Source organism: Pseudomonas sp. FBCC-B1565, assembly GCF_059133265.1.
Map to the genome: position 1 here is coordinate 3,959,198 of NZ_CP101438.1, position 26,395 is coordinate 3,985,592.

Annotated in this window: 3 protein-coding genes; all 3 read right to left on the minus strand. The window is 66.2% G+C overall.

Features of this window, described 5'->3' with window-relative positions; all coding sequences use genetic code 11:
- Positions 1-166 precede the first annotated feature (166 nt).
- Positions 167-11,461: an amino acid adenylation domain-containing protein gene (locus NL123_RS18480; RefSeq protein WP_494356018.1), complete on the minus strand. Its 11,295-nt coding sequence runs from the start codon at positions 11,459-11,461 to the stop codon at positions 167-169.
- A complete protein-coding gene (locus NL123_RS18485) occupies positions 11,458-24,285 on the minus strand; it encodes an amino acid adenylation domain-containing protein (protein ID WP_494356019.1) in 12,828 nt (4,275 codons plus the stop codon). Before NL123_RS18485 ends, NL123_RS18480 begins: the two co-directional genes overlap by 4 nt.
- Before the next feature lie 377 nt (positions 24,286-24,662).
- The gene (pvdP, locus tag NL123_RS18490) at positions 24,663-26,282 is read right to left on the minus strand and encodes a pyoverdine maturation tyrosinase PvdP (protein ID WP_494356020.1); all 1,620 of its coding nucleotides are present in this window, start codon (positions 26,280-26,282) and stop codon (positions 24,663-24,665) included.
- Positions 26,283-26,395: the final 113 nt, after the last annotated feature.

Sequence of the window (26,395 nt, forward strand, 5' to 3'; positions counted from 1 at the left end):
CCCCGATTGCAGTGGGACAGCCACAGATGCATCAACTGACACACCGTCATCGGGGGCAAGCCCCCTCCCACACTCGAGCCGCGAACGACAAACACAATACCGGTCGGCCCTGAGGCCGCCGGGCTAGCCGTTACCGACGCGACGGATATGTACACCGACAATCCACTCAAGAAACCACCTCCCCAACCACCACCCCATCTACCCACCAACGCGCCAACCCAACCACATTGGGCGCCTTGAGCAACGTAAAGTGATTCCCCCCGCCATACCAAACCTGCAACCCACTCCCCTGCCGCCGCCACCCCTCGACCATCAACCCTTGCTCCCGCTGATTCCCCGCCGCATCCAGCGCCGGATCCTCCGCCAACACCAACCGCACCACGCCCTTGAACCGCGCACCCGGCCGATACTCTGTACGCAACGCCGCCGCATAAGTGCGCGCCGGCCCCTCCATCGCACCCACCGCAGAACGCCCCGGCAACAACCCGACACCAACCATGCCGGCATGTAACCGCCGCCGCTGCGCCACCTCATCACTCGCGGCAAAATCCCCCGGATCAATCCCCAGCGACCTGCCGGCCGACAACTGCATCGCCTCGATCAAGCGCAGCAACGCCGCCGTCGTGGTGTACACCTTAGCGGCCCCACCAGGCGCCTCACTGTCGATCACCGTCAACGACGCCACTTCGCGCCCGGCCGCTTGCAATCGCAACGCCATCTCCAGCGCGACCCAGCCACCAAACGAATGCCCGACCAGATGCACCGGCCCCTGCGCACACTCCTGTTCCAAGGCCATCAAGTAACACGCCGCCGCCGCTTCCACCTGGCTATGGGGCACCGCCTCACCGTCCAGCCCACGCGGCTGCAAGCCAAACAGCGGCCAGTCACGCCCCAGGGCCTCGCCCAAGCCGACAAAGCCGGTGACGCTGTCTCCCGCACCCGGCACACAGAACACCGGCGCATACCCCGCCCGGCCGCTCTGAATACGCAACATGGGTTGATGCGGCGCCTGCACCACCGGCGAACAGGCCCTTAGCACCTCGCTCATCGCTCGCCCGAGCGCCTGGATATGCGGCGCCTGCATCATGCTCTGGTGGTCCCCCGGCACCTGTACCTGGCGCAATTGCCCCGGCGCCAATACCTCTTGCCAACCCAGCGACTCACTGCGCCGCGACAACTCGGTCGGGCGCTCACCCGCGCTGAACAGGTACACCGGAACCGGCAACGGGAACAGGCTGTAATGCGCCAACGCATGCCCGTGGCCGACTTCGCGCTGGATATAGTTCAAGAGCTCCGCGTCCGTCGCCGCCGCCATTTGCGCGTGCAGCACACCTTCATCGCGACAACGTTGCAGCAGGCGCGCAAAGTCCAGCTGTCCAACGTCTGCCTCCAAGTGTTCAAGGCTCGCCAGTTCATCCGCACCTCCCTGTGCTTTCCAATACGCCGTGCACTGCAACAGCAAATGCCGCTTGAGCGCGTCCGGCCCGCTCCAGCGCGCCTTGCCCTGGTCGGTCATGCGCGGCACGTAGCTGTCGATCAGGCCGAGGAACTCCACGGCCTCATCCAGCCCCAGCAGTTGCATCGCCACTTCATAGGCCAGCACGCCGCCAAACGACCAGCCGGCCAGCCGATAAGGTCCATGGGGTTGAAGGCCGCGAATCAAGCCGACCAACCGCGCCGCCAAGCCTTCCATAGTGTTCAGGTGCGGTTCGCCCAGGGCCACGCCCGGCAGGCCGTAGATCGGGTAGTCACCCGGCAGGTGCTGGCCCAGCGCCGGGAAGTACACGTCCATGCCACTGAACTCGTGCACCAGGAACAACGGCGCCTGCGCTCCCCTGCCGCGCACCGTGATCACCGACGTGTCGCCCACTGGCGCGGCGGTACGCTGGCGCAACAACGCAGCGACAGAGGCCACGCTGGCGTGCTGGAACAGCTCGGCCAGGGACAGGTGCAACCCAGCGTCTTCCACCAGGGTGACCAGGCGGATCGCCAGCAGTGAGTGCCCACCCAATTCAAAGAAGCTGTCGTGGCGCCCAACCTGTTCCAGCTTCAGCACCTCGGCCCACAGCGCTGCCAGGGTCTGTTCCAGAGCATCCACCGGCGCTTCAAACTCGCGGCGGTGCAAGGCTTCCAGCGCGGGCACCGGCAAGGCTTTGCGGTCGACCTTGCCGTTGGCGGTCAATGGCAGGTGCTCCAACGGCACGAAGGCCGACGGCAGCATGTAGTCCGGCAACTGGCCTTGCAGGTAGGCCCGCACGCTGTCGATGCCGAGGGGCTCATCGGCCCAGGTGAAATACGCCACCAGGCGCTTGTCACCCGGTGCGTCTTCACGGGCCAGCACCACCACTTCCTGGATACCGGCGAAACCGGCCAGGCGCGCTTCGATCTCACCCAGTTCGATACGGAAACCACGGATCTTCACCTGGTCGTCATTGCGCCCGATGCATTCCAGCAGGCCCTCCGCCGTCCAGCGACCGAGGTCGCCGGTGCGGTACATCAAGGCGCCTGGGATAAACGGGTCCTGCACAAACTTTTCGGCGGTCAATTCAGCACGGTTCAGGTACCCCTTGGCCACCCCGTCGCCGCCAATGCAGATTTCACCGGTCACGCCCACAGGCACCGGCTGCAACTGCGTGTCCAGCACATGCACCTGCGTGTTGGCGATCGGTAGGCCAATGGGCACGCTGTCGGCCGTCTCGGCCAGCGACCGCACTTCGTAGGTGGTGGCGTAGGTGGTGGTTTCGGTCGGCCCGTAGCAATGCACCAGGCGCAATGCCGGTGCCTGCGCCAACAGGCTGCGGAACGCCGCCGGGTCGGCCCGCTCGCCGCCGCACAGCAGGATGCGCAAGCCCGCCAGGGCCTGGGGAATCAACTGCACGTACTGGTTGAACAACGCGGTGGTGACAAACAGCACCGTCGCGTCCGCCAAGGCCACGCCGAAGGCGGCCGGGTCGAGCAAGGTGGCATGGTCGATCACCTGCACCTGGCCGCCATTGAGCAACGGGCCCCACACGTCCATGGTGCTGGCATCAAACGCCGGGTTGGAGGCGAAGGCGACGCGGTCGCTGGCATTGAAGTCGGCATAGCCGTTGTTCAGTACCAGGCGCGTGATGCCGCGATGGGGCACCAACACGCCTTTGGGCGTGCCGGTGGAGCCGGAGGTGTACATGATGTACGCCACGCTGTCCGACGACTGCGACAGATCCGGGTTATGGCTCGGCTGCGGGTCGAGGGCCAGGGTGTCGAGGTCCAGGCGCTGCACGGGGTAGTCGACGGCAACGTCGCTGCCGGTCAACAACCAGGCCGCGCTGCTGTCCTGCACCATGAACGCCTGGCGCTCGGTCGGAGCGTTGATATCCAGCGGCACGTAAGCGGCGGCGCACTTGAGCACGGCCAGCTGGCTGACCAGCAAGTTTAGCGAGCGCGGCAGCAGGATTGCCACGTGATCGCCGGGACGCACCCCAAGGCCCAGCAGATGATGGGCCAGCCGATTGGCGCGGCTGTTCAGCTCGCCATAACTGAGTGATTGCTCGCCATGCAGCGCCGCCATGGCTGCGGGACGCGCATGGGCCTGGGCTTCGAACAAACGTTGCACCGTATGCTCACGCGGGAATGCGCGGGTGGTGGCGTTCAGGTCGAGCAATTGCTGGCGTTCGGCGGCAGGCAGGATCGGCACGTGGCCGATGGCCGTCGTACCGCCCTGTTCCAACGCCTGCACCACCTGCTCCACGGCGATGCGCAGGTAGTCGCACACGCGGCGGGCGCCCTGCCCCACGGCTTTGAAGGAGAAACCCGCACCCAGGTCATCCACGCTCACCGACAGGCCATAGTTGCTGTGTTCCTCGGCCTTGAGCAACCGGATGCCCTGCCAGGCCTCGCTCGCCACCTGCGGCGCACTGTGGCGGTAGTTGAACAGCGTATCGAACAGCGGCGTCGTCACCGGCACGCCGCTGCAGCGCTGGGCCAAGGCCAACGGCGCCTGCTCGTGGCTGAGCAGTTGAGTGAGGCGTGCGTGGGTGGCACGCAACGCGTCGCGCACGCTGTGCCGACCCAGGTCAACCCGCAGCGGCAGCGTGTTGATGAACACGCCCATGGCCCGCTCGGCCCCTTCGCCGCCTTGCAGCCGACCGAGCATCACGCTGCCGAACACCACCTGCTCACGGCCCGAGACCTTGCCCAGCACGTGCGCCCAGGCCAGGTGCATCAGGCTGGCCGCGCTCACGCCGGATTGCCGGGCCTGGGTGCGCAGGCGTTGGCTCAGCTCCAGGTCAAGGGCGCAGTGAACCTGCTCATTGCCGCCGAGGTTTTCCAAGCGGGTCGGCTCGTCGATCTCGCCCAGCATCTCGCGGAAGAACGCCTCATGATCGTCCACCCCCAAGCGGGTCTGGGCCACATAGTTGCGATACGGCACCGGCACGCCCAGGCTGTGTTGCGTGCCCGAGAGAAACGCCTGCATTTCGTGCTGCAAAATCTCCAGGGCGATGTGGTCCATCACCAGGTGGTGGAACAGCAAGGTGGCACTGTCTTCACTCACCACCAAGCGCATCAGCGGCGCCTGGGACAGGTCGAGCCGCTCCGGCATCGGCCCACGTTCGACCCGCAGCGCGGCCTCGCGCCACACCACCTGCACCGGTTCTTCCAGGCCGTCCCAGTGGAACGACGAACGCAGGCTGTCGTGGCGCTGGATCACCGCCTGCAAGGCCAGGGCAAATGCCTCCAGGCGCTGGGCGCTGTCGAACGCAAACTGCGCCCGCAACACATAGTCGTCGCCGCCCTGCGCGGCGCGATGCTGATAGAGCATGCCGGCCTGCAACGGCGCCAACGGGTAGATGTCCTGCACATTCGCCGCGCCGCCCGGGATGCAGGCGACGATACGCTCGATGGCCGGCTGTTCCAGCTGGATCAACGGCAACATGCCCGGGGTGATCGCGGTGCAATCGGCAGCAATGCCATTGACCGGCACCGCCACTTCGCGCCCGCCGCCCAACGCGGCGGCTAACGCCGACAAGGTCGGCTGGCCGAACAATACCTTCACATCCGCCGACAACCCGAGGCGGCGCATGCGCCCCATCAGGCTCACGGCGAGCAACGAGTGGCCACCCAGCTCGAAGAAGTTGTCGTGACGGCCCACGCGCTCCACGTTGAGCAACTCGGCCCACAGGCAGGCCAGGGCGATTTCCGTGTCGCCCTGGGGCGCTTCGTACTCGCGCACCACCACCGAGTCCAGGCCCGGCGCGGGCAGTGCCTTACGGTCGAGCTTGCCGTTGGGGCTCAGGGGCAGCGTCTCCAGATGCACGAAGATCGCCGGCACCATGAACTCCGGCAGGTGCTGCAACAGGTGCGTGCGCAAGGCATCGATCTCGCTGAACGCCCCGGTGTAGTAGGCAATCAGGCGATTGTCACGGGCGATCACCGCGGCTTCATTGACCTGCGGGTAGTCGGTGAGGCGCGCCTGGATTTCCCCCAGCTCGATGCGCAGGCCACGGATCTTCACCTGGTCGTCGTTGCGCCCCAGGTACTCGATAGTGCCGTCCACCAGGTAGCGGCCTACGTCGCCAGTGCGATACAGGCGGCCATCGGTGAACGGGTCCTTGAGGAAGCGTTCGGCGGTCAGTTCCGGGCGGTTCAAGTAACCGCGCGCTACTTGCACGCCACCGATGAACAGCTCGCCGACCACGCCCAATGGCACGGGCTGCATCTGTGCGTCGAGCACGTACAGGCGGGTGTTGGCGATCGGTTTGCCGATCGGTGTGTTGTCCGGCGTCACCGGCCCGGCGCAGTTCCATGCGGTCACATCCACAGCGGCTTCGGTCGGGCCATACAGGTTATGCAATTGGCTGCCTGGCAATTGCTGCTTGAAGCGCCGCACCAGGCTGCCGGGCAAAGCCTCGCCGCTGCACATCACGCGCACCAGTCCAGCTGCCTGGCTCACATCGCCATGGGCCAGGAACACGTCGAGCATCGACGGCACGAAGTGCAGCGTGGTGATCTGCTCGGCGGCAATCACCTCGCACAGGTACGCCGGGTCTTTGTGACCGCCTGGGCGCGCCATCACCAGGCAGGCGCCGGTGAACAGCGGCCAGAAAAATTCCCACACCGACACGTCGAAGCTGAACGGGGTTTTCTGCAACACCCTGTCGTGGGCCTTGAGACCGTAGGCGTCCTGCATCCACAGCAGGCGGTTGACCACGCCGGGGTGGTCGTTGATCACACCCTTGGGCTGGCCGGTGGAGCCAGAGGTGTAGATCACGTAGGCACTGACGGCTGGCACGTGAGGGTTGTCGACAGGTTGCTGTTGCCAGGTCGGCTGGTCCAGATCGACCACCGGCACGTCCCCCAGCAATGCCCGCGTCGCGCCCTGGGCCAGCACCGCCACCGGCGCGCTGTCTTCGAGCATGTAGGCGATGCGCTCCAGCGGGTATGCCGGGTCCAGCGGCACATAGGCGGCGCCGGCCTTGAGGATCGCGTACAGGCCGATGACCATGTCCAGGCCGCGCTCCACGCAGATCGCCACCCGCGAATCCGGCTGCACGCCCAATTCCAGCAGGTAGTGGGCCAGTTGATTGGACCGCGCATTCAGCTCGGCATAGGTCAATACGCGGTCATCGGCCTTGACGGCGATGGCGTCCGGCGTCCACGTCACCTGTGCTTCGAACAGGCCATGCAAAGTCTGCTCAAGGTCATAAGCCACTTCGGTGGCGTTGAAATCAAACAGCAGGTGCTGGCGCTCGCGCTCATCCACCAGCGGCACCTGTTCCAGCACGGCCTGGTCGTTGTCCACCATGGCCTGCAACACGCGGGTGAAGTAGCCGACGTAACGCTGCACCGTCGATGCGTCGAACAGCGCCACCGCGTATTCCAGCGCACCGATGATGGTGCCCTGCACTTCCGACAAGTCCAGGGACAGGTCGAACTTGGCAAAGTGGCTGTCCTCGACGATGCCCTCCAAGGCCAGGTCGCCCAGGGCCAGGGTCGGTGCGCTGCTGTCCTGCCAGGTCAGCAGGGTCTGGAACAGCGGGCTGTGGGCCAGACTGCGCGGTGGCCGGGTGATCTCCACCACTTGTTCGAACGGCAGGTCCTGATGGGCCTGGGCTTCCAGGGCCTGGGCCTTGACCCGCGCCAATAGCGCTTCGGTGCTCAGCTCGCCGGAGGTGTCGATACGCACCGCCAGGGTGTTGACGAACAGGCCGATCAGCCCTTCCACTTCACTGCGCGTGCGGTTGGCCACCGGCGAGCCGATCACCACATCGTGCTGCCCGGAGAGCCGCGCCAGCAGTGAGGCCCAGGCGCTCATCAAGGTCATGTACAGCGTGGTGCCGTGGCGTTGGCTCAAGGCCTTGAGCCCGGCAGTGAGGCGTTCGTCCAGGCGCACCGCGACGCTGCTGCCGGCGTAGTCCTGCTGCGCCGGGCGCGGGCGGTCGGTGGGCAGCGTGAGCAAGGCCGGCGCACCGGCCAGGGCCTGTTGCCAAAAGGTGCTCTGGCGCTGCAGCACTTCGCCGCTGAGCCACAGGCGCTGCCACACGGCGAAGTCGCCGTACTGGATCGGCAACGCCGGCAAGGGGTCGGGCTGGCCGTGGCTGAAGGCCTGGTACAGCGCCATCAGTTCACGGGTGAGCACGCCCATGGACCAGCCATCGGAAACGATATGGTGCAGGGTCAGCAACAGCACATGGTGATCGCCGGCCATCACCACCAGGCGCCCACGCAGCAGCGGGCCGCGCTCCAGGTCGAACGGTGCCGAGGCCTCGCCATGGATCAGCGCGTCCAGCGCCTGCTGCGGCTGCGGGTGGCGGCGCAGGTCCTGCACTTGCAGGGGCAGCACGTCTTCGGCGGGCACGATCACCACCTGGGCCTCGTCACCGTGCTGGGCAAAGCGACTGCGCAGGGTTTCGTGGCGCGCGACGATGCGCGCCAACGCCCGTTGCAGCGCTTGCACATGCAACTGCCCACGCAGGCGCAGGCCGATGGGAATGTTGTAGGCGGTGTTGGCGCCTTCCATCAGCGCCAGGAACCACAGGCGTTGCTGGGCGAAGGACAACGGCGTGGGTTCATCGCGATTGGCCGGGAGAATAGCCGGCAAGGTGCTGCGACCTGACTGAGCCAACACCTCAGCCACCGCTGCCAACTCGGCATTGGCAAACAAGTCGCCCAGCAGCAACTCGACACCCAGGCGCTGACGGACCTGCGAGACCATGCGCATCGCCAGCAACGAATGCCCACCCAGTTCGAAGAAGTGATCACGCCGCCCCACGCGCTGCACCTGCAGCACATCGGCCCAGATCTGCGCCAGCACGTTCTCGATCTCGCCTTCCGGCGCCACGTACTCGCGGGTAAACAGCGCCGCCATGTCCGGCGCCGGCAAGGCCTTGCGGTCGAGCTTGCCATTGGCGGTCAGGGGCAACGTGTCCAGCTTCACGTAGGCGACCGGCACCATGTAGTCCGGCAGGTGCGCCACCAGGTGGGCGCGGATATCGCCCACCGCCAGCGGGTCGAGTTGGCGCTGTTCGGTGAAATACGCAACCAAGCGCTCGTCACGCACCAGCACCACGGCTTCCTGGATGCCCGCCAGATGATTGAGCTGGGTTTCGATTTCGCCCAGCTCGATGCGCATGCCACGGATCTTCACCTGGTCGTCATTGCGCCCCAGGTACTCGATGTTGCCGTCCGGCAGCCAGCGTGCGAGGTCGCCGGTGCGGTACATGCGCCCGGGGTTGAACGGGTCGTGCAGGAAACGCTCGGCGGTCAGCTCCGGGCGGTTCAGGTAACCGCGCGCCACGCCTTTGCCGCCCACGTACAACTCCCCCGTCACGCCCAGCGGCACCGGCTGCTGTTGCTCATCCAGCAGGTACGCGGTGGCGTTGGCGATGGGTTTGCCGATGTGCAACGGCTGGCCCGCCTCGACCTTGCCGGAGGTGGCGACCACAGTGGCCTCGGTGGGGCCGTAGTTGTTGATCAGCTCAAAACGCTGGGCACGGCCGAACTGGCGCAGGCGATCGCCACCGATCAGCAGCGTGCGCAGCGTCGGGTGTTCGAGCTGCTGGCTGAACGCGTACTCGGCCACCGGCGTGGGCAGGAAGCTCACATCCAACGGCTGCGCGCACCACCAGGCCAGCAGTGCGTCGACATCCTCGGCGCCGTCATGGGCCGGTGGCAGGTGCAGGGTCGCGCCCACGCACAGCGCCGGCCAGACTTCCCAGGCCATCGCGTCAAAGCCAAAGCCGGCGACACTCGCCGTATGGCGCCCGGCGCACAGGTCAAAGGCGCCGCAATGCCAGTCCACCAGGTTGGTCACGGTGTGGTGCTCGACCATCACGCCCTTGGGCAGCCCGGTGGAGCCGGAGGTGTAGATCACATAGGCCAGGTTGGACGGCGTGACCGCCACCTTGGGATTGCTCGCCGAATGGTGCTGCCAGGTGTAGCGGTCGAGGTTGATCACCGGCACTTCGAGGGCCGGCAGGCGCTCCAACAGCGCCTGCTGGGTCAACACTGCCACCGGCGCGCTGTCGCTGAGCAGGTAGTTGAGGCGCTCGGCCGGGTGGGACGGGTCCACCGGCACATAGCAGGCGCCGGCCTTGAGGATCGCCAGCAGCCCGGCCAGGGTGTCGAGGCCGCGACGGGCAACGATGGCGACGCGGTCGTCGGGCTGGACCCCCAGCGCCAGCAGGTGATGGGCCAGCAGGTTGGCTTGCTGGTTGAGTTCGGCATACGTCAGCTGGCGGCCCTGATGCACGGCGGCAGTGGCGTCGGGACTGAGCGCCGCCTGGGCTTCGACGCGCGCGTGCAGCGTGTCGCCTTGGGGGAAATCCGCCTGGGTGGCGTTGAAGTGCTGCAACAGCAAGCGCTGTTCGTCGGCGGGAACCACTGCCAGCTGATTCAGCGCGGTATGCGGCGCCTCCTCCAGAGCCGTCACCAGATGGTCGAGGGCGGTTTGCAGGTAGGCGCAGACACGCTGCGGATCGACCTGGGTAGTCGCCAACAGCCGCAGGACAAACCCTTCGCCGAGGTCATCGACGCTCAAGGTCAGCGGGTAGTTGGTGCGCTCATCCGAACGCAAGGTCTCGATGCCCTGCCACGCCGCCACCGCCTCGCTGCTGGTGCCGGTGCCGCTGTGGCGATAATTGAGCAGCGCGCTGAACAATGGCGTCGGCGCCAGCACCCCGCTGCAACGCTGTGCCAGGGCCAGCGGCGCGTGTTCGTGACGCAACAGCCCGGTGAGGCGCGCATGGGTGGCCTTGACCGCACTGCGCAGGTCGTCGTCGCCCACGTCCACGCGAAACGGCAAGGTGTTGATGAATATGCCCAAGGCGCGGTCCGTAGCATGCCCGCCCTGCATGCGCCCCATCAGCACGGTGCCGAACACCACCTGGGACTTGCCGGCCAGCACACTCAGCACCCGCGCCCAACCCAGGTGAAACAGGCTGGCGACGCTGACCCCAAGCACGCGGGCCTGAGCGCGCAGGCGCTGGTTGAGTGTGTCTGTCAGCGGCCAGTCGAGTTCATTGATGCCACGGCCATCGCCCTGCACATCCTGCAGGCCGAAGGGCAAGGTCGGCTCCAGCACATCGCCGAGCATCTGCTGGAAGAACGCCTCGTGCTGTTGCTCGCTGACCCCCAGGCGCGCCTGCGCCACGTAGCTGCGAAACGGCACGGCGTGCCCCAATTGCCCGGCGTGGCCTTGCAGCAACGCCTGCATTTCATGGCGCACCACTTCCAGGGCGCTGTGGTCCAGGGCCATGTGATGGAACAGCAGCATGGCGACGATGCGCTGCTGTGCCGGGTCCTTGGCCCAGGCCAGGCGCAGCATGGGCGCCTGGGTCACGTCGAGGCGGTAATGGCGGGCGTCGAAACGCGCATGCAACTGGCCGGCGATATCGCCGTCGGCCGGGTCCAGCTCCAGCGCCTGCACCGGCAGCGTTGCCGTGCGCCACACCACTTGCGAGGGTTGCTGCAAGCCGTCCCAGACCACGCCGGTGCGCAGGATGTCATGCCGGTCCATCACCCCTTGCAGGGCCTGGGCAAACGCCTCGAAACGCTCGATAGAGTCGAAGGCGAACTGCGACTGCATCACATAGGGGTCGCCCTGCTCGGTGCTGACGTGGTGGAAGAGAATGCCTTCCTGCAGCGGCGCCAATGGGTAGATGTCCTGGATATTCGCCACCCCGCCGTCGACGGTGGCGACGATCCGGTCGATCTCGTCCTGGCTCAGCTCGGACAGGGTCAACATCGCCGGGGTGATCTGTGTGGCGCCAGCCGGGATGCCATTGGCCGGCACCTCGTTGGCCGCCGAGTAGTCACCAGCCTTGATCAGCTCGATCAGCGCCGGTTTATGTTCGCGCAGGGCGGCGAGGATCAACGGGTCGCTCAGCGCTTGCTTGTTGCCTTGTACCGACAATTGCTCGCCCTTGAGCGCGAGTTGCACATCCTTGGTTTTCAGCGTCGCCAGCAGTTCGAGAATGCTCACAGGACGATCTCCATTCGTTCAGTCATTGCGGCGTAGCCGGCCAGGGTCGGCTGTTCGAACAACCCACGCACATCGGCTTCCATGCCTTCCTGGCGCAAGCGCCCGATCAAGCTCACGGCGAGCAGCGAATGCCCGCCCAGTTCAAAGAAATTGTCCTGGCGCCCTACCCGCTCCACGTTGAGCAGTTCGGCCCAGAGTTGCGCCAGAAGGATTTCGGTGTCGCCCACCGGGGCTTCGTAGTCGCGCAGGGTCAAGGCATCGGCGTCTGGCGCCGGCAGTGCCTTGCGGTCCAGCTTGCCGTTGGGGCTCAACGGCAACGCGTCCAGGTGCACGAACAGCGCAGGCACCATGAACTCCGGCAGGTGCTGCAACAGATGCTCGCGCAGGTCGGCTGAGCGAGCGCCGGTGTAGTAGGCGACGAGCCGCTCTTCACGGGCCACCACCGCGGCTTCGCTGACCTGGGGATGTTCCAGCAGGCGCGCCTGGATTTCGCCCAGTTCGATGCGCAGGCCACGGATCTTCACCTGGTCATCGTTGCGCCCGAGGTATTCGATGTTTCCGTCGGCCAGGTAACGCCCCAGGTCCCCGGTGCGATACAGGCGGCCACCGGTGAACGGGTCCTTGAGGAAGCGCTCGGCGGTCAGCTCCGGCCGGTTCAGGTAACCCCGCGCCACTTGCACGCCGCCGATGTACAGCTCGCCGACCACGCCCAATGGCACGGGCTGCATCTGTGCATCGAGCACGTACAGGCGGGTGTTGGCGATGGGTTTGCCGATGGGTGTGTTGTCCGGGACGTCCGGCCGTGCGCAGTTCCATGCGGTCACGTCCACCGCTGCTTCGGTCGGGCCGTACAGGTTGTACAGGCCGATGTCCGGCAACTGCTGCTTGAAGCGCCGCACCAGGCTGCCGGGCAAGGCTTCGCCGCTGCACATCACACGGACCAGTCCGGCGGCCTGGCTTACATCACCATGGGCCAGGAACACGTCGAGCATCGACGGCACAAAGTGCAGCGTGGTGATCTGTTCTTTCGCGATGACTTCGCACAGATAGGCCGGGTCTTTGTGACCGCCCGGGCGCGCCATCACCAGGCAGGCGCCGGTGAACAGCGGCCAGAAAAATTCCCACACCGACACGTCGAAGCTGAACGGTGTTTTTTGCAGCACCCGGTCATGGGCCTTGAGGCCATAGGCGTCCTGCATCCACAGCAGGCGGTTGACCACGCCGGGGTGGTCGTTGATCACGCCCTTGGGTTGCCCGGTGGAGCCGGAGGTGTAGATCACGTAGGCGCCATGTGCCGCGACCTGTGGATTGTTGGTGGGTTGTTGCTGCCAGGTCGGCTGGTCCAGATCGACCACCGGCACGTCCCCCAGCAATGCCCGCGTCGCGCCCTGGGCCAGCACCGCCACCGGCGCGCTGTCTTCGAGCATGTAGGCGATGCGCTCCAGCGGGTATGCCGGGTCCAGCGGCACATAGGCGGCGCCGGCCTTGAGCATCGCGTACAGGCCGATGACCATGTCCAGGCCGCGCTCCACGCAGATCGCCACCCGCGAATCCGGCTGCACGCCCAATTCCAGCAGGTAGTGGGCCAGTTGATTGGCCCGTGCATTCAGCTCGGCATAGGTCAATACGCGGTCATCGGCCTTGACGGCGATGGCGTCCGGCGTCCGCGTCACCTGCGCTTCGAACAGGCCGTGCAGGGTCTGCTCCAGGTCGTAAGCCACTTCGGTAGCATTGAAACCGGCCAGCAGTTGCTGACGCTCCTGGGCCTCCAGCACCGGCAGGCGGTTGACCGCCCACTGCGGTGCCTGCTCCAGCGCGTCGACCAGGCCCTGCAAGGTCACCTGCAGGTAACCGCAGATGCGTTGCGCGCCAATCGACTGCGCGGTCATCGCGGTGAGGCGGAAACCGTCGCCCTGATCGTCCACGTTCAACGTCAACGGGTAGTTGGTGCGTTCCTCGCTGGCCAGGGTCTGGATGCCTTCCCAGGCCTGGGACACCGGCGCCAGCCGGCTGTCGCTGTGGCGGTAGTTGAGCATCGCACTGAACAACGGCTGCGGCGCGGCAACCCCGCTGCAACGCTGGGCAAGGGCCAGGGACGCGTGTTCATGGCCGAGCAGCGCGGTCAGTTGTGCATGGGTCTGCTTGACCGCAGCGCGTACGCCGCGCCCATCGATGTCGACACGCAACGGCAAGGTATTGATGAACATGCCCAGGGCACGGTCACTGCCTTGGCCGCCTTGCATGCGGCCCAGCAGCACGGTGCCGAACACCACGTGTTCCTGGCCGGACGTGCTGGCCAGTACCCGCGCCCAGGCCAGGTGGAACAGGCTCGCGGCACTCACCCCCTGCAAGCGGGCCTGGGTACGCAGGCGCTGGTTGAGCGACGGGTCCAGGTTCAGTTGCAGCTCTTCAATGGCGTTGCCGTCGCCGCGCACATCCTGCAAGCCAAACGGCAACGTCGGCTCGCTGATATCACCGAGCATCCCGCGGAAGAACTGCTCATGCTCCGCTTCGCTGACGCCCAGGCGGGCCTGGGCCACGTAGTTGCGGTACGGCGTGGCCGCACCGCTCGGCTGCGGCAGCCCGAGCAGGCTGGCCTGCATCTCGTGGCGTACGCCGTCGAGCGCCGTGTGGTCGAGGGCAATGTGGTGGAACAACAGGATCGCGACCACCCGCTGATGCGCCGGGTCCGGCGCATACACCAGGCGCACCAGCGGCGCCTGGTTCATCGGCACACAGTACTGACGCGGGTCGAAGCGCTGGTGCAGGTGCTCAAGCACATCCGCCTGCACCGCCAACTCGGCCTTGCGCCACACCACTTGCAGCGGTTGCGCCAGGCCCTCCCAGACCACGGCGGTGCGCAGGATATCGTGACGGTCGATCACCTGCTGCAACGCCTGGGCAAAGGCATTCAGCCGCTCAAGGTTGTCGAACGCCAGGTGAGATTGCAGCAGGTACGGGTCGCCCTGCCCGGCCGTGATGTGGTGGTACAGAATGCCTTCCTGCAACGGCGCCAGCGGGTAGATGTCCTGCACGTTGGCGGCGCCGCCGGGCACTTGGGCGACCACGTGATCAATCGTCGCCTGGTCGAGTTGCACCAATGTCAGCAGGTCCGGGGTGATGCGCCGGCAATCGGCAGTAATGCGATTGGCCGGCACCTGCACTTCGCGGCCACTGCCCACGGCGGCGGCCAGGGCGGCCAGGGTCGGCTGGCTGAACAGCACGCGCACATCGGCACTCAGGCCGACCTGGCGCATGCGCTCGATCAGGCTGACGGCCAGCAACGAGTGGCCGCCGAGTTCGAAGAAGTGGTCATGGCGCCCCACCTGTTCAACCTGCAGCACCTCGGACCAGAGGCGCGCCAGGGTGGTTTCCACCTCGCCTTGGGGCGCTGCGTATTCGCGGGTCAGCAGCGCCGCTTGATCCGGCTGCGGCAGGGCCTTGCGGTCCAGCTTGCCGTTGGCGGTCAGGGGCAATGCCTGCACCTGCACATAGGCGACCGGCACCAGGGCCTCGGGCAATTGGGCTTGCAGGTGCGTGCGCAGGGTTTCGATGTCCAGTGGTTGCTGTGCGGTGAACCAGGCAATCAAGCGGCCGTCACGCTCCAGCACCACCGCTTCGCCGACGCCTTCCACGGCCGCTAGGCAGTTTTCGATCTCGCCCAGTTCAACCCGCACGCCGCGCACTTTGACCTGGTCATCGTTACGGCCCAGGTACTCGATAGCGCCATCGGGCAACCAGCGCGCCAGGTCGCCGGTGCGGTACATGCGCCCGGTGTTGAACGGGTCTTGCAGGAAACGTTCGGCGGTCAGGTCCGGGCGGTTCAGGTAACCGCGAGCCACGCCGCTGCCGCCCACGTACAACTCGCCCGCTACGCCCACCGGCACCGCACGCAAGTGCGCGTCCAGCAGGTAGACACGGCCGTTGGCGACGGGTCGCCCGATATGCAGCACCTGCCCGGCGCGTACACGGCCGGAGGTGGCGACCACCGTGGCTTCGGTGGGGCCGTAGTTGTTGATCACCGCAAAGCGCCGTTCGTGGGTGAACTGGCGCAGGCGATCACCACCGATCAGCAGGATGCGCAGGGTCGGGTGTTGCAGCTGCTGGCTGAACGCGTACTCGGCCACCGGCGTCGGCAGGAAGCTGACGTCCAGCGGTTGCGCCAGCCACCAGGCCAGCAGTTCGTCGATGTTTTCATTGCCCAGATCGGCCGGCGGCAGGTGCAAGGTCGCGCCCACGCACAGCGCCGGCCAGACCTCCCAGGCCATGGCATCAAAACCGAAACCGGCCACGCTGCTGGTATGGCTCGTCGCATCCAGGCCAAAGGCTTCGCAGTGCCAGTGCACCAGGTTTTCCACGCTGCGGTGTTCCACCATCACGCCTTTGGGCTGGCCGGTGGAGCCGGAGGTGTAAATGACGTAGGCCAGGTGCGCCGGGGTCAAGGCGTTGAGCCGTGGGTTGCTGACGGGATACTGCTGCAGGCCTGGGTCGTGCAGGTCCAGCGTGGCGATGCTGCCCAACAGGTCGCGGGTAGTGGCTTCGGCCAGCACCGCCACCGGCGCGCTGTCCTGGAGCAAATAGGCGATGCGCTCGGCGGGATAGGCCGGGTCAATCGGCACGTAACCGGCACCGGCCTTGAGGATACCCAGCAAACCCACCAGCATCTGCGGGCCGCGACGGCAGCAGAGCGCGACGCGGTCGTCGGGCTGTACACCGAGTGCCAACAGGTGATGAGCCAGTTGGTTGGCGCGCCGGTTGAGCTGTTCGTAGGTCAACGCCTCACCGTCCTGCACCACCGCGACGGCCTGGGGTTGGCGTTCGGCCTGCACTTCGAAGGCAGCGTGGACGGTCTGCCCGTGCGGGAAATCCTCGGCGGTGGCGTTGAAATCGCGCAGCAGGGTTTCGCGCTCCGCCGCCGGCAGGATCGGCAGTTGGTTGAGCACGGTCGTCGGTGCGTTTTCCAGGCAGACCACCAATTGTTCTACGGCGTTATGCATATAGCCGCACAAGCGCTGGGCGCCGATCTGCGGCAGCGCCAGTACCGTGAGGGCAAAGCCTTCACCCAGGTCATCCACGCTCAAGGTCAGCGGGTAGTTGCTACGCTCTTCGCCGCCGAGCAGTTGCACGCCTTCCCAGATGCCGTGGCCGTCGCGGGCCATTTCACCGGGGCTGCTGTGACGGTAGTTGAGCAAGGCGCTGAACAGCGGCGATGCACCTGCCACGCCGCTGCAACGCTGGGCCAGCGCCAGGGACGCGTGTTCATGGCCGAGCAAGGCGCTCAAGCGCCCGTGGGTGGCCTTGACCGCAGCGGCGGCAGTGGCGGCCACGTCCACGCGCAAGGGCAAGGTGTTGATGAACATGCCCAACGCACGGTCCGCACCGTCACCGGCCTGCATGCGCCCCATCAACACGGTGCCGAACACCACGTCGTCACGCCCGGACACCAGCCCCAGCACCTGTGCCCAGGCCAGGTGCATCAGGCTCGCGGCGCTGACGCCCAGTTGCCGCGCCTGTTCGCGTACCCGTTGGGCCAGCGCGGCATCCACAGCCTGTTCAGCTTCCTCGATATCGCGCCCATCGCCCTGCACGTCCTGTACACCAAACGGCAAGGTCGGCTCATCCACATCGGCGAGCATGTCGCGGAAGAACGCCTCGTGCTCCTCCACGCTGACACCCAGGCGCGCCTGGGCCACGTAGTTGCGAAATGGCGCCGCCTCGGGCAGGTCCTGCGCCTGGTTGAACATGAACGCGCGCATTTCCTGGCCCACCACCTCCATGGCGGTGTGATCCAGCGCCAGGTGATGGAACAACAGGATCGCCGCCACCCGGTGATGCTCCGGGTCCTGGGCATACACCATGCGCAGCAACGGCGCCTGGGTGATGTCCAGGCGGTAGTGACGGGCATCGAAGCGTGCGTGCAACTGCTCGATGATGTCGCCGTCGGCCGGGTCCAGGTCGACCGCTTGCACGCTCAACTGCGCCTTGCGCCACACCACTTGCACCGGGCTGTCCAGGCCTTCCCAGACCACGCCGGTGCGCAGGATGTCGTGACGGGCCACCACCTGTTGCAGGGCCTGCATGAAGCCGTGCAAACGTTCGAGGCTGTCGAAGGCCATGCGCGATTGCAGCAGGTACGGATCGCCCTGCTCGGCGCTGATGTGGTGGTAGAGAATGCCTTCCTGCAACGGCGCCAGCGGGTAGATGTCCTGCACATTCGCCGCTCCGCCGGGCACGTTCGCCACGATACGTTCGATGGCCGAGGGGTCGAGTTGCACCAGCGTCAGCATCGCCGGCGTGATCCGGGTACACCCCTGTGGAATGCCATTGGCCGGCACCACGATTTCCCGGCCACTGCCCACGGCAGCCGCCAGCGCCGCCAGGCTTGGCTGGCTGAACAACACGCGCACGTCACAGCTCAGACCGACCTGGCGCATGCGTTCGATCAGGCTGACCGCCAGCAGCGAATGCCCGCCGAGTTCGAAGAAATGATCATGACGACCGACCCGCTCCAGCTTGAGCACGTCCTGCCAGATCTGCGCCAGCTGGGTCTCCACTTCGCCTTCCGGCGCCTCGAAACCACGGCTGAGCAGCGCACTCTGGTCCGGCACCGGCAGGCCCTTGCGGTCGAGCTTGCCATTGGCGGTCAGCGGCAACAGCTCCAGCCACACATAGGCCGAGGGCACCATGTAGTCCGGCAACCGGCCTTGCAGGTGCGCGCGCAGGGCTTCGATCTCCAGCGCCGCACCGGCCGTGTAGTAGGCCACAAGGCGTTTGTCGCCGGGCTGGTCTTCGCGGGCCAGCACCACTACGTCCTTCACGCCGGAAAAACTGGCCAGGCAGGTTTCGATTTCGCCGGGTTCGATACGGAAACCACGGATCTTCACCTGCAGGTCATTACGCCCCTGGTACAGCAAAGTGCCGTCAGCCTGCCAGCAGGCCAGGTCACCGGTGCGGTACAGCAGGCCCTCACCGAAAGGGTTCGGGATAAATTTCTCGGCGGTGAGCTGCGGTTGGTTCAAATACCCCGTGGCCACGCCCGCACCGCCGATGTACAGCTCGCCGACCACACCCAACGGCAGCGGTTGCTGGCGTGGGTCCAGCACATAGGCCTGGGCATTGGCGATCGGCCGCCCGATGGGGATGCCGCCCTCGCCGACCCGGGTGATTTCATGGGTGGTGGAAAACGTAGTGGCTTCGGTGGGCCCGTAGCCATTGAGCAGGTGCTGGGGCTTGCCGTGCCTGAGCACCCGGCCGATCACCTGGGGGTCGAGGACATCGCCACCGACGATCAGGTAGCGCAACTGCGCGAACACCGGCAGCAGCGCGTCGGCGTACTGGTGGAACAGCCCGGCGGTCATCCACAGCACGTTGACGGCTTGCTCGTGCAACAACGCAGCGAACGCCGCCTGGGACAACAGCACCGCATGCTCGACCACCACCACGCAGCCGCCATTGAGCAGGGGTGCCCACACCTCGAGGGTGCTGGCGTCGAATGCCGGGTTGGAGGCGAACGCCACGCGGTCGCGCGCATTGAAATCGGCATAACCGTTATTCAGCACCAGGCGCGAGATAGCGCGGTGCGGCACTTGCACGCCTTTCGGCGCGCCGGTGGAGCCGGAGGTGTAGAGGATGTAGGCGACGCTTTCGGCAGCCTGCGGCAGTTCCGGGTTGCGCGGCGACAGCGCGTCCAGGTTCAGGTCGGCCAGGGTCGTCAGCACCCGGTGTGCGCCACTGTCCTGCACGATGAATGCCTGGCGTTCGACCGGCGCGTTGATGTCCAGTGGCACATACACCGCGCCGCACTTGAGGATCGCCAACTGGCAGATCAGCAGGTCGAGCGAACGCGGCAGTGCAATCGCCACGCTCTCGCCGGGTTGCACACCCTGGTTGAGCAAGTGATGGGCCAGGCGGTTGGCGCGGCGGTTGAGGTCACGGTAACTCAGGGACAACGCGCCCTGCACTGCCGCGACCGCTTCCGGCCGGGCCAGCGCCTGGGCTTCGAACAACTGGTGCACGGTAAGGTGCGCCGGATACTCACGGGCGGTGGCGTTGAAGTCCACCAGTACCTGGCGACGCTCGGCGGCCGGCAGGATCGACACCGCCTGCAACGGCGTGGTCGGCGCCTGTTGCAACGCCGTCACCAGATGGCGCAGCGCGGTGAGCATGTAGTCCCCCACGCGCTGCACATCCAGGCTTGCCACGCCTTGTACCGTCAAGGCAAAGCCTGTGCCCAGGTCATCGACGTTGAGCACCAGCGGGTAGTTGCTGCGTTCTTCGGAACTGAGGATCTGAATGCCGGAGGCCGCGAACGGGTTGTCTCCCGGCGCCTCCCCCGGTGCGCTGTGGCGATAGTTGAGCAAGGTGCTGAACAGCGGCAGCGAACCCGGCACGCCACTGCAGCGCTGGGCCAGGGACAACGACGCATGTTCATGCCCGAGCAACTGCGCCAGGCGCGCATGGGTGGCGCGCACGCCGGCTTGCACACCCACGGCACCGAGGCTGACCCGCAACGGCAAGGTATTGATGAACATGCCCAGCGCCCGGTCGGCACCTTCGCCACCCTGCATGCGCCCCAGCAATACCGTACCGAACACCACCGACTGTTGGCCGGACACCTGCCCCAGCACCTGCGCCCAGGCCAGGTGCACCAGGCTCGCGCTGCTCACGCCCAGTTGTCGCGCCTGTTCGCGCAGGCCCAGGCTCAGTGCCGGCTCCAAGGGCAAATGGGCCTCGATGATACCGCTGCCATCGCCATTCACGTCCTGCAGGCCGAAGGCCAGGGTCGGCTCGTCGATGTCGCCAAGCATCTCGCTGAAGAACGCTTCGTGCTGCGCCTGGCTGACGCCCAACCGCGCCTGGGCCACGTAGTTGCGGTACTGCACGGCGGCGGGCAGTTGCGCGCTGTTGCCGGCCAGGCTGGCGCTCATTTCTTCCACCAGCACTTGCAGCGCGGTGTGGTCGAGCAGGATATGGTGCAACAGCAGGATGCCGACAAAGCGGCCCTGCTCTTCGGCGTAGACAAAGCGCATCAGCGACGCACGGCTCAAGTCCAGGCGGAAGTGACGCGGGTCGAAGCGTTGCTGCAACTGCGCCAACGGTTCGTCGATGCGCTCGACGGCCAGCGCCGCCTGGCGCAACACCACCTGCACCGGCTCGTCGAGGCCTTCCCAGAGGATCGCGGTGCGCAGGATGTCATTGCGCTCGATCACGCTGTGCAGCGCCTGGACAAACGCGTCCACCGCCGTGTGGTCGTCGAAGCTGAACTGCACCTGCAACACGTAGGGATCGCCTTCGGTGGTAGCCAGGTGGTGATACAGGATACCGGCCTGCAACGGCGCCAGGCCGTAGATATCTTGCACATTGCTGACGCCGCCGGGCACGCTCTGGATAATGTGGTCGAGGCCAGCCTGGTCCAACTCCACCAGGGGCAGCATGTCCGGGGTGATGTGCCGGGTGGCGGCGGTAATCCGGTTGGCCGGCACCTGCACCTCGTGCTGCCCCCCCACCGCAGCGGCCAGTGCCGCCAGCGTCGGCTGGCCGAACAGCACGCGCACATCGGCGCTGAGATCGACCTGGCGCATGCGCTCGATCAGCTTGACCGCCAACAGCGAGTGGCCTCCGAGTTCGAAGAAGTTGTCGTCACGCCCCACCCGGTCAAGCGTGAGCAGGTCTTGCCAGATCGCCGCGATGGCCGTTTCCACCGCGCCTTGGGGCGCCTGGTAACCGCGGCGCGCCAGGGCATCGGCATCCGGCGCCGGCAGGGCCTTGCGGTCGAGTTTGCCGTTGGTGGTGAGCGGGAATTTATCCAGCAGCACAAAGGCACTGGGTACCATGTAGTCGGCCAGGCTCAGCAACAGGTGGTCGCGCAGGTCGGCGGCACGCAATTCGCCTTCGGCTATCACGTAGGCCACGAGGCGCTTGTCGCCCAGCTGGTCTTCACGGGCGATGACTACCGCGTCACGCACGCCCTCGGCGCTGGCCAGGTGCGCTTCGATCTCACCCAGTTCGATACGGAAACCACGGATCTTCACCTGGTCATCGTTGCGGCCCAGGTATTCGACGCTGCCGTCGGCCAGCAGGCGGCCGAGGTCGCCGGTCTTGTACAGGCGCTGGCCGCTGGCCGGGTCGACCAGGAAGCGCTCGGCGGTCAGCGCTTCACGGTTGAGGTAACCCCGCGCCACCCCGGCGCCGCCCACGTACAACTCGCCCACTACCCCCAGCGGCAACGGCTCGCGGCGTGCATCGAGCACATACAACTGCAAGTCGGGAATGCGTACGCCAATTGGGCTGACGCCGACCAACTGCGCATCCGCCGCTTCCAGGGCGCGATAGGTCACGTGAACGGTGGTTTCGGTGATGCCGTACATGTTCACCAGTTGCGTGCCGGCGTTGATCGCCCGGGCGTACCACGGCTTGAGCAGGCCCGGTTCCAGCGCTTCGCCGCCGAAGATCACCTGGCGCAGGGAATGGGACTGGGGGTTCTGGCCTTGCGCAGCGATCAATTGGCGGAAGGCGCTGGGCGTCTGGTTGAGGACGCTCACACCGGCTTCGCAGAGCAGCGTGTAGCACTCGTCCGGCGAGCGGCTGACCAGTTGCGGCACGATCAGCAACTGGCCGCCGTGCATCAGCGCACCCCAGATTTCCCATACCGAGAAGTCGAAGGCAAAGGAATGGAACAACGCCCAGACGTCGTTGCGGTTGAAGCCGAACCAGTGTTCGGTGGCGGTGAACAAGCGCGCAACCTGGCGGTGTTCGATCATCACGCCCTTGGGCTGGCCGGTGGAGCCGGAGGTGTAGATCACGTAGGCCAGGTGGGCCGGGCTGAGGTCGACGCGTGGGTTGACGATGGACTCGCCGCGCAAGCCATTGAGGTCGATCTGTGGCAGGTCGCCGACCAGATGGCACGTATTGGCTTGCACCAATACCGCCAAGGGTGCGCTGTCGGCCAGGGTGTAGGCGATGCGTTCCAGCGGGTAGGCCGGGTCGATCGGCACGTAGCCGGCGCCGGCCTTGAGGGTGCCCAGTAGGCCGATGATCATCTCCGGGCCGCGCTCCACGCAGATCGCCACGCGATCATCCGGGCGAATGCCCTGGGCCAGCAGGCGATGGGCGACCTGGTTGGCACGTTCGTTGAGCTGGCGGTAGGTAACGCGCTGGTTGTCAAAGCGCAGGGCAATCGCGTCAGGCTGGGCGGCGGCGTGGGCTTCGACTTGATGGTGGATCAGTGCGGTATCGGCGTATTGGGTGGGGCTGTGGTTGAGGCCGTGCAGCAGGGTGTGGCGTTCGGCGTCGGGCAGGATGTTCAGGCCGCTGAGCGGCATATCCGGTCGCTGCTCAAGGGCGTCGGCCAGGCTGTCCAGGGCGGTATGCAGGTAAGCGGCGACCCGTTCGGCGCCAATGGCGGCATCGACCATCACCGTCAGCGCAAAATCCTCGCCCAGGTCATCGACGTTGACCGTCAGCGGGTAGTTGGTGCGCTCCTCGGCACTGAGCACGCGGATGCCCTCGGCCACCTCGATCACCTCGGCCATGTCCGTGGCGGCGCTATGGCGGTAGTTGAGCATGGCGCTGAACAACGGCGTCGGCGCCGCCACGCCACTGCAGCGCTGGGCCAGCGCGAGGGAGGCGTGTTCGTGATTGAGCAATGCGGTGAGGCGCTCATGGGTGGCCTTGACCCCGGACCGCACGCCCTGCTCGCCCACATCCACGCGCAGGGGCAAGGTGTTGATGAACATGCCCAGGGCTCGTTCCCCGCCCTCGCCCGCGCCCATGCGTCCGAGCATCACGGTGCCGAACACCACCGCGTCACGCCCGGCGACCACGCCCAATACGCGGGCCAGCGCCAGGTGCATCATGCTCGCCACGCTCACGCCCAGCGGGCGGGCCAGGGTGCGCAGGCGGCGGCTCAGTGCGCTGTCAACGGGGATGCGCGCCTCGTCGATGCCCAGGCCATCGCCCTGCACATCCTGCAAGCCGAACGGCAGCGTCGGCTCGTCGATATCCGCCAGCATCTCGCGGAAAAACGCCTCATGGGCCTGCTCGCTGACGCCATGGCGCACCTGGGCGATATAGCTGCGAAACGGCACCGGCTCACCGGCCTGGGCTTGTTCGCCGGCCAGGTACAGCTGGATCTCGTGGCGCACCACGTCAAGGGCGGTGTGGTCGAGGATGGTGTGGTGAAACAGCAACGTTGCCGCCACGCGCCCGTCCGCTGGATCTGCGGTGTACACCAGGCGCAGCAGCGGTGCCTGGCCCAGGTCCATGCGATCGGTGCGCGCATCGAAGCCCACGGCCTCGCACGACAGGGTTGCCTTGCGCCACACCACTTGCAGCGGCTCGTCGAGACGCTGCCAGACCATCGAGGTGCGCAGGATGTCATGGCGATCTATCACCCACTGCAAGGCTTGGGCAAACGCCTGCAAACGTGCACGACTGTCGAACTCGAACTGCGCGTGCAGTACGTAGGGATCGCCCTGCTCCGCCGACAGATGGTGGTAAAGCATGCCCTCCTGCAGCGGCGCCAGCGGGTAGATGTCCTGCACATTCGCCGCGCCACCGGGGATAGCGGCGACGATACGGTCGATGGCCGCCTGGTCGAGGCTGACCAGCGGCAGCATGTCCGGCGTGATGCGGTAGGCCGGGCTCAGCCAGTCACCGCCATGTTCAGCGACCAGTTCCAGCAGGCGCGGCTTGTGGGCGATCAGTTGATCCCACAGCGCATCGTCCAGCGCCTCGTCGTCACCAAGGATGATCAGGTCGCCTTCTTCCAGTTGCAGACGGATCGCGTGGGTGGAAATCGCTGCCAATAATTCGCTGAACTGCATGGGGGTAACCTGCCTGATAAGTCACGGTTGAGAAGAAAGTCCGTTTTCAGCTGCCGTTTGGATCGGGTCTGCTGGGCGCACCGCGGTCAAAAAACGCGGGCGCAGCCGGGGGCCTGGAGAGGCTTCCGGCAGGCTTGGAAAATTAAGGGATTTGGCGGGCGGTGGGTGACATGGGAAGCGGGGACAAGGTGGGACGGGGTTGGTTCAATCTCGGAGGGATTCCCGTGGTGGGCGGGTCTGTTGTAGTGAGCGGGCTTGCCCCGCGCTGGGCTGCGAAGCGGCCCTAATCCGGCCACCTCGTTTTACCTGAAAGAACACACCGGCTTTGATGGGGCTGCTGCGCAGCCCAGCGCGGGGCAAGCCTGCTCACTACAGGTTCAGGCAAGTTTCAGGTGCCGGGCGTACCACGGTCGTCTCGGCACCCGCTTGAACAGCCCCTGCAGCCTGTTTTCGTCTTCACCGAAGGTGATGCGCAGCGCCAGCTTCATGGTCTCCGGGTCCATCTCCATCGACCGGCCCATCTGCAACCCTGGGGTGGTGCTGCAGCCGTGGGTATCCGGCCCCAGCCAGGGGTCGCCGACTTCCACCCAGCGGCCCGGCGCGAACCAGGCTACGCCGTTGACCTCCATGCGGCGGACTTCGCCCGGATTGAAGCGCTCATGGGCGCGAAACCAGTCTTCGATGCGGTCGTCGATCCAGCCGTGGAAGTGCCAGAACACCGGGTTGACGTGGGAGGAAAACGGGTCGCCGAGGAAGTCGTTTTCCGCCGCGTACCAGCGCGGGGCGAAGTCGGAGGGGTCGCGGGCCATGGGCACCGGTGCGCCGTTGGACGGGTCGCGGGGCACCGAGGCCCAGCGCATGTGCAGCCAGTCGTGCAGGCCCAGCTCCATTTCGGAACCGAGCTGCCCCAGGGTGAATCTGGCCAGGTAGCGCGGGTCGCGGTACTGCGACTCCCACACCTGGAAATTGCTGTGATAGGTCTCGGCGGCCTTGATGTCGCTGACCCACTGGGTGTAGTCGCTGTCATCCGGCGCCCACCAGGTGGGCGGCAGCGCAAAGCCGTCGTGGTTGTCGAAGTAGCGCAGAAAGCCCAGGCGATCGCGCTCCAAGGCCGGTTGCGGCTCGGGGAATTGCGGCCATGAAGGCAGGTCCTGCATGGAGCGCGCGGTGCCGAGCATGTGGCGGTGCATGAAGAAGAAGTCGATACCCGAGCCGTTGCGGTCCTTGCGCTTGCCCCGGGCGTCGCGCTCATGGCCACGCGGGCCGGGTTGCCAGCCGATGCCGCGCAGGGCGTCGCGCTTTTCTTCGGAGAGTTTGTGCCACTGGTCACGGGTGGCATGCCACAGTTGGTGGAACAGACGGTGTTCGGGGGAAATCAGCCAGGCCAGCAGGGTCGGGTTCAGACCGATGCGTTGCCGGGCCTCGGGGAACCACTGTTTATGCGCGATAAAGCGGTTATCACGCTCGACCAGCGCCAAGGGCCGGTCGAGGTCAAGGATCTGACCGCTGAGTGTGCTGCTGCCGGCATTGGCAAAATCCGCCCAGACCTGGTCAAGGGTCATCTTGAACTCATAGGCGGGGACGCCGTCAATCGCGTCGCGGTCGATCAGGCGCCAATAGAGCACGGCGCTCTCCCCTGTCAGCAGGTCACCCAGCACGCGGTAACGTGGCTCGCCCCTGGCGCGCAGGTTGGCAGCGGTGTCCAGGTACCCCCTCAAGCCACGTCCACGCGGGGCGATGTCGAGCAGCAACTCCAGACCTTCCAACGGCAGGCCCTTGAGGCCGGCGTCGCGGCCTTCCAGGCGCAGGCTCCACACCCCACGCAGCGTGTTCGCTAGGTGCTGGCCGGCGGTATCGGCCAGGTCTACCGTGGCTTCGCCGGGGGTGATGGGCAATTCTTCTTCACGCGTCAACTCGCGATGGGCATAGAAGGCGGCCGGCACAGCGGCGCCTGTCAGCGCCAGGCCTGCGATGAACCCACGTCGAGAGATGGTCATTGTCTACCTTAGGAAACGGCTTTATCAGAGCTAGAACGTTTGCACGCCGGGGAAATTTACCGGCGCGCCCTGCCCGCCTAAATTTCCCCACCTATCACTCGTTCTTCCCTGAT

What these genes read in the sequence shown, in the direction of transcription:
- NL123_RS18485 (WP_494356019.1), bottom strand. Translation starts at nt 24,285, where the DNA reads ATGCAGTTCAGCGAATTATTGGCAGCGATTTCCACCCACGCGATCCGT.
- pvdP (WP_494356020.1), bottom strand. Translation starts at nt 26,282, where the DNA reads ATGACCATCTCTCGACGTGGGTTCATCGCAGGCCTGGCGCTGACAGGC.